The sequence below is a fragment of the Maricaulis sp. genome, from assembly GCF_034670125.1.
Taxonomy (GTDB): Bacteria; Pseudomonadota; Alphaproteobacteria; order Caulobacterales; family Maricaulaceae; genus Maricaulis.
Genome location: NZ_JAXMOC010000001.1, coordinates 40,045 through 56,621, shown reverse-complemented (window position 1 = coordinate 56,621; position 16,577 = coordinate 40,045). Strand labels below are relative to the sequence as shown.

Annotated in this window: 9 protein-coding genes; 4 read left to right on the top strand and 5 right to left on the bottom strand. The window is 62.7% G+C overall.

Features of this window, described 5'->3' with window-relative positions:
• Window positions 1–114 precede the first annotated feature (114 nt).
• A complete protein-coding gene (locus VOI18_RS00175; protein ID WP_323760402.1) occupies window positions 115–2,154 on the top strand; it encodes a 3-hydroxyacyl-CoA dehydrogenase NAD-binding domain-containing protein in 2,040 nt (679 codons plus the stop codon).
• Window positions 2,155–2,200: 46 nt separating this feature from the next.
• On the opposite strand, the gene VOI18_RS00170 is transcribed toward VOI18_RS00175, so the two are convergent.
• Both VOI18_RS00170 and VOI18_RS00165 read right to left on the bottom strand, forming a co-directional pair.
• The gene (locus VOI18_RS00170; RefSeq protein ID WP_323760401.1) at window positions 2,201–3,373 is read right to left on the bottom strand and encodes a CaiB/BaiF CoA-transferase family protein; all 1,173 of its coding nucleotides are present in this window, start codon (window positions 3,371–3,373) and stop codon (window positions 2,201–2,203) included.
• The gene (locus tag VOI18_RS00165; protein WP_323760400.1) at window positions 3,370–3,840 is read right to left on the bottom strand and encodes a MarR family transcriptional regulator; all 471 of its coding nucleotides are present in this window, start codon (window positions 3,838–3,840) and stop codon (window positions 3,370–3,372) included. Before VOI18_RS00165 ends, VOI18_RS00170 begins: the two co-directional genes overlap by 4 nt.
• 342 nt (window positions 3,841–4,182) lie before the next feature.
• Between VOI18_RS00165 and VOI18_RS00160 the strand changes: the two genes are divergently transcribed.
• The 3 genes from VOI18_RS00160 (at window position 4,183) to VOI18_RS00150 (ending at window position 10,426) form a co-directional block, all read left to right on the top strand.
• On the top strand, window positions 4,183–6,723 hold the full coding sequence (locus VOI18_RS00160) for a TonB-dependent receptor (RefSeq protein WP_323760399.1): 2,541 nt from the start codon (window positions 4,183–4,185) through the stop codon (window positions 6,721–6,723).
• 92 nt (window positions 6,724–6,815) lie between these two features.
• Entirely contained in the window at window positions 6,816–8,825 is a 2,010-nt protein-coding gene (locus VOI18_RS00155) for a tetratricopeptide repeat-containing sulfotransferase family protein (protein WP_323760398.1), read from the top strand.
• Window positions 8,822–10,426, top strand: a complete 1,605-nt coding sequence (locus tag VOI18_RS00150) for a BCCT family transporter (protein WP_323760397.1) — start codon at window positions 8,822–8,824, stop codon at window positions 10,424–10,426. The genes VOI18_RS00155 and VOI18_RS00150 overlap by 4 nt, the downstream gene beginning before the upstream one ends.
• Before the next feature lie 22 nt (window positions 10,427–10,448).
• Here VOI18_RS00150 and VOI18_RS00145 read toward each other — a convergent pair whose 3' ends face one another.
• From VOI18_RS00145 to VOI18_RS00135, 3 genes are all read right to left on the bottom strand, one after another.
• Entirely contained in the window at window positions 10,449–11,426 is a 978-nt protein-coding gene (locus tag VOI18_RS00145; RefSeq protein WP_323760396.1) for a zinc transporter ZntB, read from the bottom strand.
• A gap of 1 nt (window position 11,427) precedes the next feature.
• Window positions 11,428–12,396, bottom strand: a complete 969-nt coding sequence (locus VOI18_RS00140; protein WP_323760395.1) for a mechanosensitive ion channel family protein — start codon at window positions 12,394–12,396, stop codon at window positions 11,428–11,430.
• Window positions 12,397–12,488: 92 nt separating this feature from the next.
• Complete coding sequence (locus tag VOI18_RS00135; RefSeq protein WP_323760394.1) at window positions 12,489–16,577, bottom strand: translocation/assembly module TamB domain-containing protein; 4,089 nt, start codon at window positions 16,575–16,577, stop codon at window positions 12,489–12,491.

Below are 16,577 nucleotides of genomic sequence, written 5' to 3'. Positions count from 1 at the left end.
TGAATTCAGGGTATGCAGTCAGCCGGGTAGGGGCCGGACCGGTTTACCGGTTTGGCCAACCATAAAAAGTGCCTGTTGGTGGCGACGCCCCGGGCGCCTGATAAGGAGTTGCGGATGTCGATTATCAGCACGCGCAAGGACGGTGATGTTCTGGTTGTTACCTCGAACAACCCGCCGGTGAATGCGCTTGGACAAGCTGTCCGCAAGGGCCTCGCAGACGCCATCGCCGCGGCCGCGGCTGATGATGCTGTCAAGGCGATCGTCATCACTTGCGAGGGACGGACATTCTTTGCGGGCGCCGATATCACCGAATTCGGCAAGCCTCCGGTCGGACCATCATTGCCGGATGTGATCAATTCCATTGAAGCGAGCACCAAACCTGTTGTCGCGGCCATTCACGGTACGGCGCTGGGGGGCGGACTGGAAGTCGCACTGGGGTGCCATTACCGGATTGCCGTCGCCTCGGCCAAGCTGGGCCTGCCTGAGGTCAAGCTGGGGCTCCTGCCTGGCGCTGGTGGCACTCAGCGCCTGCCGCGGGTCGTGGGTGTCGAGGCCGCGCTTCCCATGATCGTCAAGGGCGACCCGATCTCGGCGGCCGCCGCGGAGCGGATCGGTCTGGTCGACAAGCTGGTCGCCGAAGACCAGCTCGCCGAGAGCGGTGTCGATTTCGCGCGCAGCGTTGCGTCGGCAGCGACCCACCCCGTTTCAAGCGCCCGCACGGACCGGCTCGGTTCGGGACTGGACGATGCCTTCTTCGACAATTTCCGCAAAACCGAGCTGCGTCGGCTGAAAGGGTTCGAGGCACCGGAAGCGTGCATCGAGGCGGTCCGCGCCGCCATTGACCAGCCGTTCGCCAAGGGTGTGAAGACAGAGCGAGCGCTGTTCGGCAAGCTGGTCGCCGGCACCCAGTCGCGCGCGTTGCGCCATGTGTTTTTTGCCGAGCGCGCCGCCGGCAAGATTGACGGGATCCCCGCCGACACGCCGGTATTGCCTGTCGCCCGGGTCGGAATACTGGGTGCCGGCACCATGGGCGGCGGAATTGCCATGAACTTCCTGACCGCCGGGATGGAGGTCACCATTCTTGAGCGTGAGCAAGTGCCGCTCGACCGCGGCGTTTCCATCATTCGCAAGAATTACGAACGCTCGGCATCACGTGGCAAATTCACGGCCGAACAGGTCGAGCAGTGCATGGGCCGCCTGACACCCACGCTCGACATGAACGACCTCGCCGATTGCGACCTGGTGATCGAGGCCGTGTTCGAAAACATGGACGTCAAGAAGGAGGTCTTCGCCAAACTCGACGCGATCGTCAAACCTGGCGCGATTTTGGCGTCCAACACGTCCTATCTCAATGTCGACGAAATGGCGGCGGTGACGACACGGCCGGAGTTCGTGCTCGGATTGCACTTCTTTTCGCCCGCCAATGTGATGCGATTGCTCGAAGTGGTGCGGGCCGGAAAGACGTCTCCGGCTGTCCTCAAGACGGCAATGGCCCTGGCCAAGAAGGTCGCCAAGGTGGCGGTGGTGTCCGGGGTCTGCCATGGCTTTATCGGCAATCGGATGTTGTCGCCGCGCCAACAGGCCGCCAATGCCATGCTGATGCAGGGTATCAAGCCGTGGGATATCGATGATGCCCTGACCGGTTTCGGTCTGCCGATGGGACCTTTCCAGATGGCGGATCTGGCCGGCCTGGACCTCGGCTGGAACAAGGAAACCTCCAATGGCGAAACCATTCGAGACGTGTTGTGCGAACGTGACCGCCGCGGTCAGAAAACGGGCAGGGGCTTCTACGATTATGACGAAAACCGGCGACGCTCACCGTCGCAGGAAGTGGAGGCGGTGATTGCCGCATTCGTTGCGAAATCGGGGCAGGCGCCGCAGTCCTTGTCGGCCGAGGACATCCGCAATCGGCTTTTGTTCCCGATGATCAATGAGGGCGCGAGAATCCTCGACGAAGGCATGGCGCAGCGCGCGTCGGATATCGATACCGTCTGGATCAATGGTTATGGCTGGCCGGCCTATACCGGCGGGCCGATGTTCTGGGCTGACACGATCGGGCTCGATGTCGTGGTTGGGGGGCTAAAGGCCTTCGGGCACGATGTGTCGCCCTATCTGGCTGACAAGGCCGCCAAAGGCGAGCGTTTCAACAGCTAGGCGCGATGGGCCGGTCAACCGAGCCAGGTGTTCCGGATCGGGCCTGTCATTGACCGGGCCCGGTCCATCCATTTTCGCGCAACTCCGCTTTGACCATTTCGGTGTGTTCGCCCAGTCCGGGCGCGCGGGTCGTGGCGCCTGTCTCGCTACCGGACATCCGGATGGGCGAACGCAGACCCGGCACGCCGTCCGACGCGATCGCGAGACCGCGATGTTGAACCTGCGGGTCGTCGAACGCTTCGGCCACCGAATTAATCGGCCCCGCCGGAACGCCATTGTCCTCCAGCATCGCCAGGGCCTCCGCCCGTGACATTGTCACCAGCCTGTCCGACATCAAGGCGGCAAGCATAGCGCGGTTGCCAACACGTTGGGCGTTGGTTCGGTTGGCTGACAGTACGGCCTCGTCGAGTGCGAGGGCGCGGGCCAGGCGCTCGAACTGCGCGTCGTTGCCACACGCGATGATGATGTGACCGTCGGAACAGCCGAATTCCTGGTAGGGCACAATGGACGGGTGCGCATTGCCGATCCGGCGGGGCGATGTGCCTGTTGCGAAGTAATTCATTGCCTGATTGCCAAGAACACTGATCATCGAGTCGAGCAACGCCATGTCGATGTACTGGCCTTCGCCGGTCCGTTCGCGCTGAACCAAAGCGGCCTGGATTGCGATTGTAGCGTACAGGCCGGTGAAGATGTCGGCGAAGGCGACGCCAAGCCTTTGTGGCGGACCCTCGGCTTCCCCCGTCAAGTCCATCACGCCACTCATCGCCTGGATCGCCAGGTCATAACCGGCCCGGTGGGCGTAAGGGCCGGTCTGGCCGAAGCCGGTTATCGAACAATAGATCAGTCGCGGATGATCCGCGGCGAGGCTGGCATGGTCGAGGCCGAACTTGCCCAACCCTCCGACCTTGAAATTCTCGATCACCACGTCGGCGTCGGCAATCAGGGCGCGGACAAAATCGAGATCGTCCGGGTTGCGGAAATCCGCTGTCACGGAGCGCTTGCCGCGATTGCAAGCGTGGTAATAGGCGGCCGACCGTCCGCTCTGATGGTCAATCCAGGGTGGCCCCCAGGTCCGGGTATCATCGCCGGCCGGACTCTCGACCTTGACCACATCGGCGCCAAGGTCGGCGAGGGTCTGTCCGACCCACGGTCCGGCCAGAACCCGCGCCAGCTCGACGACCTTGAGGCCGGAAAGGGCGCGGTCGGTGGTTTCGCTCATTGGGTGATTTCGCCTGTATCGAGGAAGGGCGATGCGTCGAGATCCTCGGCATCCATGAGCTCGGCGATACGCTGCAACGAGGCGATCAACATGTTCTGCTCCCAGGGTTGAAGTTCGCGAAAGGAGCGAAGGAAGCCGGCTTGCAGAAGCTCGGGGGCGGTTTCACCGGCCTCTATGCCGGTCTCGGTCAGATGCGCCATGACAACCCGCTTGTCGGTGTCGCTTTTCACCCGCTCCACGAGGCCCGCCTGGGTCAGGCGATCAAGGATCGAGGTGATCGTCGCCTGGCTCAACGACACGGCGCGCGCGATGGCACTCGGGGACAGGTCGCCGCGCTTGCGCAGCGTGTCGATGACGACGAGTTGCGGGGCGGTCAGGCCTGTTGCCTTGACCAAGCGTTTTGACTGCAGATCGATAGCGCGCGTTATCCGCCGCAAAGACACAAGAATTTCGTCGTGATCGCTCATTCGGTCCGCCTGTCTGAGGTCCTCTTTGGATTTACTCGCAGCGCCATCGAAATCCAACCGATTTGGATGCGGTGATTCCGGCTTTCTAGTTTGATATCGAAGAAATCCAGATCAGAATATTGACGGCTCCGGATCGCGGAAATCAAAGCCGGGCTGTTACTTTCAGGTAACGGTTTGCATAATTTACATACATATCAATTAGTTATGAAATTTATTGATGGGTTTCGACCCGTCGGATTGTTTCGTCTTGAAAGTTTCAACTCAAAGCTATGGTGGCCAGCCCGTACCGGAAACTCTACACAGGCTTGGAATTGCAACGCCACAAGGGATTGTCACTACGTCATGATGAAACAACGGGCACTTTCAACGACCTTTCTGACCGCCGCGACATTGTCGCTCGCCGGGGCCGGACTCGCAGCCGCCCAGGTGGACGTCATCACCGTCACCGCCACGAAGCGCGAGCAAAGCACCCAGGATATTCCTCTTGCCGTGAACGCGATGAACGAGGAAACGCTGGACGAACTCGGCGTTGATGTCTTCACGGACTACTTGCAGCAGCTGCCGGGCGTGACCGCTGGCGGCTCCGGTCCGGGCCAGGCCACGATTTATATTCGCGGTCTCGCTTCGACCACGCCGAACCTGACCACGGCCGGTGTGGCCGGCCTGGCGCCGAACGTCGCCCTCTATCTCGACGAGCAGCCAGTGTCGCAGCCGGGTCGTAACCTAGACGTTTACGCAGCCGACCTCGCTCGGGTCGAGGTCCTGCCAGGGCCGCAGGGCACACTGTATGGTGCCTCTTCGCAGGCCGGTACGGTCCGCCTGATTACCAACCGCCCGGATCCGTCGGCATTCTACGCTTCGTCGAATTTCGCGGTCTCCTTCACCGAGGGCGGCGAGATGTCGAACAAGGTCGAGGCCGTCGTCAACGCCCCGATCGCTGACAATTTTGCGATTCGTGGTGTGGTCTATGTCGACCAGCAGGGCGGCTATATCGACAATGTGCCGGGCACGCGCAACGCTTCGGAATCGGCGCGTTTCCGGGCGGCCGGCACGATGCGGGACAATGGTGTGCCCGTCAGCGCAACGCGCGCCGGCTTCCAGTCCACGGCCGACCTGACGGGTGTGACTTTCCTGGACGCCGACAATTCGACCTTGGTGGAAGAGGATTTCAACGACACGACCTATTCCGGTTTCCGTCTGAGCGCGCTGTATGACTTCAATGCGGACTGGTCGCTGACCGTCATGCACATGCAGCAGCAGCTGGACTCCGAAGGCGTGTTCTTCATGGATCCGAACCTCGACGACCTGGAGATCCAGCGTTTCGAGGAAGACGAGATGGACGACTATTTCCACAATACCAGCTGGACGCTGGAAGGCCGTCTCGGCGCCCTGGAAATGGTCTACACCGGCGCCTATACCGACCGCGAGACCGACCAGCGCGTCGATTATTCCGACTACCTCTTTGTCGGTCAGTATCTGCCTTACTACATCTGTGATGCCTCGGTTAGCTATCCGGGTGCGGCAGCGCCCTCCGGTACCTGCCAGGCGCCAAACCTGTTTGTGCAGTCCGACACGCGCACCAAGGTGTTTACCCAGGAGCTCCGCTTCAACACGCCGGAAGATCGCCGTATCCGTGCGACCTTCGGCGGTTTCTACTCCGACATGGAAGTGGCTGAGCGCAATGACTTTACCTATCCGGGTTCGGTCAATGCGATCTCTTTCGACGGGGTAACCACTGGCTGGGCTCCAAACTACCCGCTGACCAATACGGCGGTCACCGGTGCCGTCGGCGCAGCTGCACCGGGCTATTTCTCCGATCCGGGTCCTTTCCCGGCCGGTGTGATCTTCCGCAATGATGTCCTGCGCACGGACGAGCAATATGGCATTTTCGGTGAGGCCACGTTTGACCTGACCGAACAGTTCTCCGTCACGCTGGGTGCTCGCTATTACGACATCGAAGTCGACTTGGTCGGCAGCGCGAACGGCTCCTTCTTCAACTTCGGCCAGACGGATGATGCGCAGGTCTTCGGCACCAATATCTCGTCGCTGTACGCACCGGACAATCCGTTCGGAAATCCGGATGTCGCAGCGACCGATGGCATGATCTTCAAGGGCACGCTGGAATGGCGTCCGACCGATGGTGCGCTGTTCTACGCGACCATTTCGGAAGGTTTCCGTCCGGGTCTTCTGAACCGTCCGGGCGGTGCTGCGGGCCCCGGTGGGTACACCGTGCCGTTCGCGCTGGATACGGACGAAGTCGTCAATTACGAGCTCGGCTGGAAAACAGATCTCTTCGACAACCAGGTCCGTTTCAACGGCAACGCCTTCCTGGTCGAGATCGAGAACCTTCAGACGACGATTTTCGACCCGTCCATCACCAACCTGTTCTTCTCGGACAACGCCGCCAATGCGGAGATCCGCGGGCTTGAGGGTGAGGTCACCTGGGCGCCAGCCGACATTGAAGGCCTGACCGTTGTCGGTGCCTTCTCGCTGCTCGACACCGAGATCACCGAGGTTCTGACCCCGACGACCGATGTTGTCGCCGGAACCGAGCTGGCGTTTGCGCCGAGCTACCAGGCCAATGTCCGCGCTCGTTATGAGTGGTTCCTTGAGAACGGCATGACGGCTCACGTGATGCCGCAAGTCACAATCACTGATGACAGCTTCTCCGACGTGATCGAGATCAACAAGGCGGAGGTTGAAGGCTACGCCTCGCTGAACTTCACGACAGGCCTGACCGGCGAGAGCTGGTCGGTCGAATTGTTCGCGAACAATCTTACCAATGAACGCGGCGAGATCTCGAACAACTTCGTCAATGATCGCGAGCGGGTCACGGTCATCCGCCCGCGGACAATCGGCGTGCGCGTCGGGGTGCAGTACTAGGCCCTGACAAGCCGCTGGCCCGAGGCCACTATGGAAAGCGTCCCTGGAAAGGGGCGCTTTCTGTATTCCGAGAGACAGGTGGAGACCGCTGCGTGGCAGAAGAGACGGACATCCACGTCCAGGCGCTGAAGACGGCGCAACAGCAGATGTATGAAGGTCGGTTCGACGCGGCACGGGACGCGCTCCAGCCGGTTCTCGACGCGTCGCCGGACCATGCTGATGCGCTCTACATGCAGGCCGTCTGCGCCCGTTACCTCAAACGTCATGACGAAGCCCGGGATGCGCTTGAACATGTCAAACGCGTTTCGCCCGATTTCGGTCGCGCCTATCAGGAGGAAGGGCATCTCCTGCGGGCGCTGGGCGAGGACGCCCGGGCCCTGATCGCCTATCAGCGCGCCTGCCGTTTCAATCCGGCGCTTGTCGCCAGCTGGCAGGCCCAGTCGGAATTGCTGCAATCGGCCGGTCGTCCGGCAGAGGCCGGTGGCGCGGCGGCCCAGGCCGAACGGATCAACGCCTTGCCGCGGGACCTGGTCTCGGTCACCCATCTGCTGCACGAAGGCAAGTTGTTGAAGGCGGAGCAGCTGTGTCGGGCGTTTCTCCAGAAGACCCCGCACCATGTCGAGGCCATGCGGTTGCTGGCCGAGATCGGGTCGCGTTTCGGCGTGCTTGAAGATGCCGATTTCCTGCTCGAGAGTGCCATCGGCTTTGAACCGGACAATACCCAACTCCGGCTCGACTACATCCAGATCTTGCGCAAGCGGCAGAAATTTACTGCCGCGCTCGACCAGGCCCGGCAGCTTTGGGACGGCGATCGCGGCAATCCGGTCTTCAAGTCACACTACGCCATCGAGTGCATGCAGACCGGCAGTTATGACGAGGCGCTGACCCTGTTCGGGGAAATCCTCGAAACCTTGCCCGGCGATCCGGCGACGCTGACGTCGCGCGGTCACGCCCTGAAGACGCTCGGTCAGCATGAAGAGGCGGTCGCCAGCTATCGCGCCGCGTTTGCAGCCAAACCGGACCACGGCGATGCCTGGTACGGGCTGGCCAACCTCAAGACCTACCGCTTCACCGACGACGAAGTCGCCGCCATGCAGGCCCTTGAAACCAGCAGCGAGCTGGCCTTTCAGGACCGGGTCCATATCAGTTTCTCGCTGGCGAAGGCCTTCGAGGATCGGGACGAGATCGGGCAGGCGTTCGCCTTCTATGAGAAGGGCAACACGCTCAAGCGGGTTCAGACCCGATACACCACCGAGCAGATGAAGGCCGAGCTCGATGCCCAGGCTGAAATCTGTGACGCGGCGTTGTTCGACAACCAGTCCGGCAAGGGGTGCACCGATCCGGATCCGATCTTCATTGTCGGATTGCCGCGGGCCGGGTCGACCCTGCTTGAGCAGATCCTGGCGTCGCACAGCCAGGTCGACGGCACGCTCGAATTGCCCAATATCCTCGCCCTGTCACACCGCCTGCGCGGGCGTCAGCGATTGAGCGACAAGACCCGCTATCCGCGGATTTTGCACGAGCTGGACGCCGAACAGCTGCAGGCGCTGGGCCGGGACTATCTCGACAACACACAAATTCACCGGGCCGGGGCGCCTCGTTTCACCGACAAGATGCCGAACAATTTCCGGCATATCGGCCTGATCAAGCTGATCCTTCCCAATGCCCGCATCATTGATGCCAGGCGCCACCCGATGGCCTGCTGCTTCTCCGGCTTCAAGCAATTGTTCGCAGAGGGGCAGGAATTCACCTACGGGCTCGAGGAAATCGGTCACTACTACCGGAATTATGTGGCGTTGATGGACCATTGGGACCGGGTCCTGCCCGGCCAGATCCTGCGCGTGAACTATGAGGACGTCGTGTCTGATCTCGAAGGACAGGTGCGCCGGATTCTCGACTATTGCGACCTGCCCTTCGAGCAGGCCTGCATTGATTTCCATGCGACGGAGCGTGCGGTCCGGACAGCCAGTTCGGAACAGGTGCGCCAGCCAATCTTTGATGCGGGTGTGGCGCAATGGAAGAAATTCGAACCCCATCTCGACCCACTCAAGCGGGCGCTGGGTGAGGACATACTGACCCGTGCCGAACGAGGGACATCATGACCAGACGCCTCTACAAGACCGACCATGAAATCGGGCAGAACAACGTCTCCGTATTCGGCCTCGATGTTCACAACCCGGTATTCTTCATCTCGGCCGTCATCATGGTCGGCTTCGTGACGGCGGCCGTGTTGATGCCGGAAGCCGTGTCGGCGGCCCTGTTCGCCGCGCGTGACTGGGTTCTGGCGACCTTCGACTGGTTCTTCGTGCTCGGGGTCAATCTCGTCTTCCTGTTCTGCCTGGTGGTGATGGTATCGCCGCTGGGCAAGTTGCGCATTGGCGGCAGTGCGGCCAAACCCGATTTCTCGACCCGGTCCTGGCTGGCGATGTTGTTCTCCGCGGGTATCGGCATCGGGTTGATGTTCTGGGGGGCGGCCGAGCCTCTGGCCTATCACACCGACTGGTTCGGTACGCCGCTAGGTGTTGAGCCCGGTACCGACGCGTCAGCCCGGCTGGCGCTGAGCGCCACCATGTTCCATTGGGGCCTGAACGCGTGGTCGATCTACGCGGTGCTCGGACTGGCGCTGGCCTACTTTACATTCTCCAAGGGGCTGCCACTGACGGTGCGCTCGGCTTTCTACCCGCTGCTGGGAGAGCGCATCTGGGGCTGGCCGGGGCATCTCATCGACCTTCTCGCTGTAGTGGCAACCCTGTTCGGACTGGCAACTTCGCTGGGCCTGGGCGCTCAGCAGGTCGCCAGCGGTCTGGATTTCCTGTTCGGCGTCGACCCTGGCATCCTGACCCAGGTGATTGTCATCGGCTGCATTACCGCGATCGCGATCATTTCTGTCGTGCGCGGTCTGGATGGCGGCGTGAAGGTGCTGTCGAACATCAACATGGTCATGGCCGGCATCTTCCTGCTGTTCATCTTCATCGTCGGACCGACGCTGCTGATCGCCAACGGGTTCTGGGAGAATACGCTCGACTATGTCCGCGACTTCCTGCCTCTGGCCAACTGGCTCGGCCGGGACGACACGGAATGGTTCCACGGCTGGACCGTCTTCTATTGGGCGTGGTGGGTGTCCTGGTCGCCCTTTGTCGGCATGTTCATTGCGCGGGTGTCCAAGGGGCGGACGGTCCGCGAATTCCTCGTCGCCGTGATCTTCGTCCCCATGCTGATCACGGTCGCCTGGTTCTCGACCTTCGGTGAGACCGCGATTTTCCAGTATGAGAACGGCATCGGTGAGCTCGCAGACGGCGTCGGCGAAGTGTCGCTGGTCCTGTTCCAGATGCTCGAACATCTGCCGTTCGCCGCGATCACTTCCGGTATCGCAATTGTACTGGTGTTTGTGTTCTTCGTGACGTCTTCCGACTCCGGATCGTTGGTGATCGATTCGATCACCGCAGGCGGGAAACTGCACGCCCCGGTTCCACAGCGCATCTTCTGGGCATCGATCGAAGGCCTGGTCGCGGCCGTGCTGCTCTATGGCGGCGGTGCCCAGGCCCTGCAGGGACTGCAGGCCGGCGCCATCACCGCCGGTCTGCCTTTCATGGTGGTTTTGCTGGTGTGCTGTTACAGCCTCTGGAAAGGACTGTGGTCCGATCTGCGGGCGCAACGGGCGATCGAGGCCGGGCGCGACACGCCGAGGGAAGCGGAGAGCTAGGCGCGCAGCGCTGCAGGCTGGATCAAAGCCATTTCAACAGCCGGAACACCCAGATCTGGACCCCGCTGACCGCTGTCAGGATGGCGAGGAATATCCAGAAGGCGCTGGGCAGGTCGGCGCCGGGTATTCCGCCGACATTGATGCCCAGCAGACCGGTCAGGAAGCCCAGCGGCAGGAAGATCGCGGCGACCAGTGACAGGACATAGAGATTCTTGTTCATCCGGTCGGCCAGCGCATTGGCCAGCTCGTCCTTGACGATCTGGGCCCGCTCGCGAATGGCATCCAAGTCTTCAAGATAGCGGGTGATGCGGTCGAGATTTTCCTGGAGACGTCGACGGTGCGCGGTGCTCAGCCAGTCCAGCTCGGACGTGCGCAGATAGGCGATGACGTCGCGCTGGGGCGCAAAATAGCGACGAAAGATGATGGCCTGCTTGCGCAAAGCTGTGATTTCCTGGCGCTCGGCAATCGACGGCTCTTCCATGACCCGTTCCTCGACCTCATCAAGCCGCTCGTGCAATTCGGTCATCACCGGTTCCATGCGCTCGAACAATCGGGCCGAAAGCTGGCCGATGAATTCACCGGCATCCTTCGGTCCGTTGCCCGCTTCCAGCTTGTCCTGGATGTCGCGAACGGCCTTGGTCGGACGGCGCTGGACGGAAATGATGCGGGACGGGTCCACCCAGACGCGCACCGAAATCATGTCCTCGGGCTGGGAATCGGCATTCAGATTGACCCCGCGCAGGATCATCATGGCCCCGTTTTCGAATTCGAGCAGGCGTGGCCGTGTTTCATCGGCCAGCAAGGCGTCAATGATGAGTGGATCGAGATAGTCCAGCTCGTTCTCGATCCATTCGCGACTGGCCGGATGCAGGGCATCCAGGTGGACCCAGGCAAGGGCATCGTCCTGGATCTCGTGGGCAACAGCCACACCACTCAGTCGCTGGCCACGACCGTCTCCGGTGATGGAAGCGGCGAAGAGAATTCCGGCTGTATCGTCCATCTCAGCCCTCCAGGACAGATGCGGGTGACTTGATGTGCACGTCACGCTGCGGGAAGGGGATCTCAATGCCGGCATCGCGGAATTTGCGCCAGATCGTAAACATCACCTCGCTCTGTGGTGCCCACCGGCCTTTCACCACATCGCCGATCCAGAACAGCAATGTGAAGTCGACCGAGCTGTCGCCAAAGTTGCGCAGGAAACATTGCGGGGTCGGTTCCTCGATCGTGGACGGATGTTCGCGCGCGGCTTCCAGAATGAGCGCCTGGGCTTTCTCCAGATCGGCGCCATAGGAGACGCCAATCCCGATTTCGATCCGGCCCCGGGTATTGGTCAGCGTCCAATTGGTAACCCGATTGGTGATCAGGTCCTCGTTGGGAACCAGGATTTCCTTGCCATCAAGGGTCTCTATCAGGGTGTAGCGGGCGCTCGATTTACGCACGAAACCGGACACCCCGTCGGGCAACTCGATCAGGTCATCCTGTTCGACCGACCGTTCCAGCAGGAGGATGATGCCCGAGATAAAGTTGGACGCGATTTTCTGCAGGCCGAAGCCCAGCCCGATGCCAAGCGCGCCGGAGAAAACCGTCAGCGTGGTCAGGTCCAGCCCCATCAGGTCCATGGTCACAAGGAAGGCCACCAGATAAAGCGCGATCTGGAAAACCTTGGTGATCAGGATGCGTGTGGTCGCCCGAAGCTTGGTCAGTTTGCTCAAGCGCCCCTCGACCAGCGCGGCGATGATCGCCGTGGTCCAGAATACCAGGGCCAGAACCAGAACGCCGCGCAATACGTCGTAGGCACTGACGGCCAGGCTGCCGACCGTGAAGGTCAGCATGGGGGCGTCGAGATAGGCCCGCACTGCATCGAGATGACCGGACATGCCCGCGGCCACCACGGCGACAAGGGTTGCAAAAACCAGGATGCCGGCCCAGGCGCCGTTCGGCTTTATCAGCGACAGCAGGAACGTCTTCATGCCCGCGGGCCCCTTGTTGCATCGCGGCGCGATCACGCCGTCGCAACCAGCCGTACTCTGCGTGCCAGCCGGAGGCAAGCGCTTGCCCCGCCTCAGTAATCGCGGCGCCAGCGGATCGAGACCGCCGCATCGGTGTCGGCTGAGACCCGCGACAGGATGCTGAGATCCGGCGTCAAGGACCACTCGATCAACGCCTCGTTGATCGCCGAGGCGCCATTGCTGCCGACCTCGACATAGACATTGTCACCAAAGCGCCGGCCGCCGACCACAGACAGGTTGCCGTCCGCATTGGTGGAAATGTCGAGGCGATCGATGCCCGCGAGATCGCGCAGCTGACCGACCACATCCAACAGGCTCTGCCCCGACAATTGCGCGGCGAGCTGGGCCGCCTCGAAGGCCCCGAGCTGGCTGACCGATTGATCGAACAATAAGCGGGACAGGATTTCATCTTCCGGCAGGGCGGGGTCACTGGTGAGCGTGATGGTCGGTTCCTGGGCCGACCCGGTGACGCGGGCGGTGGCCTCGAATCCGGTGCGGCTGTGGACGGCACTCAGATCGACCCGGGCATCGCTGGGAGAGCCGTCGAAGGTCACCGTGCCGTCGGCGAGGGTAAAGCGACGGTTGAACACAAAGGCGGAGCCACCGACCAGTGTCGCGGACCCGAACAGGGACGGCTTGCTCTCGGTCCCGGTAACATGCAGGTCAACACCCCATTCGGACGTGAAGGCGCGTGAGGAAACATACAGACCATTGCTTGCGCGGACCCGGTAATCGATCCGCACCGGCAGCCGGGATTCTGTCGACGCCCTATGGTCCTTGGGTTGGTTGATCTCGACGACCTGCAATTGCGGGATCGATGCGGCGCCGTTCAGCGTTGGCTGGGTCCGTAACTGGTCGACGCGGCTTTCCCCACCGATCAGCAGGCCATCCTCATCGAGTGTGAGAACAATATCGCCGCTGCCCTGAACCGTCAGTTCGGGGCGACGCACCGCAACGAAACGCTGGAATTCGAACCGCGCCGAACCTGTCGGGGGGCTGTCTTCGCCGAGGTCCAGTTGACCTTGCCCGGTCAGTTGGCCTTCTCGGGCATCGCTCGCCGACAGCCGCGTCAGTTCCAGGCGTGTCCCGGCCAGTGCGAGGTCCAGTTCGAGGTCGGAAACCACGCTCCCGGCGGTCGTCGCATTGATCCGGCCGCCGGTCAGGGAGACCCCGCCTTCCAGATGTGGCTCCGAAACGGTTCCGGACACCACCAGTTGTGCATCAACCTGCCCGGATTCCAACAAGATATCGGACGGCAGGAAAAGGGCCGCCAGGGCGATCAGCTCGCCACTGGCTGCGATCTGCCCGGTCAGCGTCGCATCGGCCGCACCCTGGGGGCGGGCAATGTCGGTGGTCGCGCCGGCGCGAACGATCTCGCCGCGAGCCTCAAGGCCGCCGCCGGTCAGCCGGATGACTGATCGCGCATCATCTTGCAGGGCGACCTCGAGCTGCAGGTCGAGCTCCGGCATGTCTGGCAGGTCATTGGTCAGCAGGCCGGTTGCAGCAAACGCGGCGTTTCCCCGCCAGACGCCGCTGGTTTCGCGCAGGTCGGCCGTTCCCGAAATCATGCCCTGGGTGGCCGGCATGGCCGCGATGTCGGCGAGGACCCCAACAGGCACACTGTCAATCGTCAGGCTGGCGATGGGGCTGATCCCGGCGGTCTGGAGGGTGAGGTCCACCCGGCCTCCTCCAAGGGTGATCGCGGCCGACGCGGTCACACCATCGGGACGGGTGGCCAATCGGATCGGTTCGACGGTGGTCCAGTTGTGCGCAGCCCACTTGCCGGAGGGCGACAGGGACACCGATACGCCATCCTCGCCCAGGGCAATTTCGCCTGTTGCGGACAGGTCGACATTGCTGCGGATCCGACCGTCCGCTTGTGCGGTCACGGCTATGCCTGTCAGTGGTCCGGACAGGGTCAGGCCGGCGGCATTGAGGTCGGCCTCGCCGATCCGTTGGGCCGCCAGGGTGAGTTCCGCATCCAGCTGCCCTGCGCGCAGGTTATCAAGGGCCGCAACGAAACGGCCGGAGAGTGACATCAGATCCTCGCGTTGAGCCTCGAGCGCCACGGTCATGTCCTGTCCGGCGAGGGTGGCAGACCCGCTGAGCGTGACATCGTCGAACCGGCCCTGGGTCACGACCAGATCGGTTCGGCCAGTCTGGTGGCGAGCCGTGCCGTTGGCGGCGACATCTCCAAGTTCGCGGTCGGCCGAAAAAACCCATTCCAGCGTGGTCGCGGCGTCGTCAACCACGCCACCCAACCGGCCCCTTACACCCAGCCGGGGCGATTGGAGGTGCACCGGACCGACGTGGAGCTGGCGCGAGGTGGTCACGGCGCGAAGTCGCAAGGCGTCCTGATCCCGCACAAGTCTGAATGCTGTTGCCAGCCCGCCGTCGATTTCAGCGGCGGCGAGCGGAATGGCGCCGGACAGTGCCAGATCGCCCGTCGCGCTCCAGTCGAGCGCGTCCGCGAAAGCGCCGGTCAGCGCCAGGTCGAAGGCAGGACTGCGGGCATTGAAATCCGATACGGTCCAGCCGGCCCCCGACGGGTTGATCCGCGCCCGAGCGGTGATGCCGTCGAGCAGACCCCGGACCGTTTCGGGCCAGATCAGCGCGCTGCCGTCGATGTTGATCGCGATCGCCCGGTCCGCCGCGATGGAAATTTCGGCCCGGGCCGGACCCGACAGGTCCGGCTGGGCCAATGCGGCATCAGTCAGGCTGATGCTCACCTCGCCAACCGGCCAGGTGGCGTCCGGTGGCAGATGGCCGCTGGCGATGGCCGTCACCTGCTCTGAGGCGACGGTGAAACCCGGGGCCATCTGCCATCCGGTGTCGCCACCGGCATCGGCGATGTTCCCGGTCACCCGGATCCGCCCGTTCGCCAGCCGGTCCACGTCGGCGCGGCCTGTTTGAACACCGTCCAGATTGAGGTCGACTGTCAGTCGGGGACGTCCGTCGGTCCGTGTGACGCCCATCGACCCGTCGAGCCGCTGCACCGACAGACCGGCAAGCTCCAACCCCTCGATCTGAGGCCGCAATTGAACCTCCAGGCCGTCCCCACGTGCCACGTCCGCCGAACCGCTGACAGACCGGGTCACGACGCGGTCGCCGGACAGCCGTGCGACGAGGGCCGGGCTGATTGTGAATTCGGCCTGGATGAGTGGTGCAGTTAGATCCCGCAGCACCACCCGACTGCCATTGGCCTCCAGCGTCACACGATTGACCGTGACAGGGCCGCTTCGGCGTCCATCGGCCTGGACGCGGACGGCTTCGACTTCCGGGGCAAGAGGCTCGGGCACCAGGTCCCACGCCGCCACATTGACGGTGGCGTCTCCCTGCCAGGAGTCGGCATTCCACGTCACACCAGCTTGCGCCCGGGTACGGGTGTCGGCGGTCAGGGTCAGCTCGCCGCGACCGGCCGTGAGGTCTCCATCGATATATCCGTCAATGCGAATGGCCTGATCAGGCAGGCGCATCAGGGTCGCCAGCGTTCCGCCGGCCTCGCCATGGGCGCTCAGCGTGCCGGTGACACCGGTTTCTCCGACAAGCAGGTCCGCTTCGAGATGGTCTCCCTCGGCATCGAGCCGCGCGATTTGGACAGACAGGTTGCTGGCGCCGGCCCTCAAACGGGCGCCGGCCCTTGCTGTCAGCAAAGCCTGCGGTCCGGCGACGCCGTCAGCCAGTTCCAGTCGTGACAGGTTGAAAAGGACGAGATCAATCGCCGGCAGGGTCGGCCCTGCGTCCGGGCGGCCGCCTGACGGACGCGCCGGCTCACTGTCGAGGACCGGCCGGCGGATGATTGTCACCCGTTCGATCAGGGCCTCGTTGATCCGGATAGGCCCGGAAAGAAGACTTCGGGCCTGCCAGTCCAGCGAAATGGACTCTGCTGTCAGCCAGACCCCGTTATCATCGCTCAAGGTCAGCTGGTCGATTTGGAGACGGGACAGCGGGTCGCCCCGCACGCCGGAAACCGAAAGGCGTCCGACGCCGGGGACATAACGACCATCCAGCTGGTTGCTGACCAGCCAGCGCCCCGGAGCCTGCCCGGCGGCCAGGCGCAGACCGGACGCAAGGAGCGCCACACCCAGAAGGATCAGTCCTGCCCAAAGCGCCAGGCGACGGATGAGAGCCAGATGGGTCAT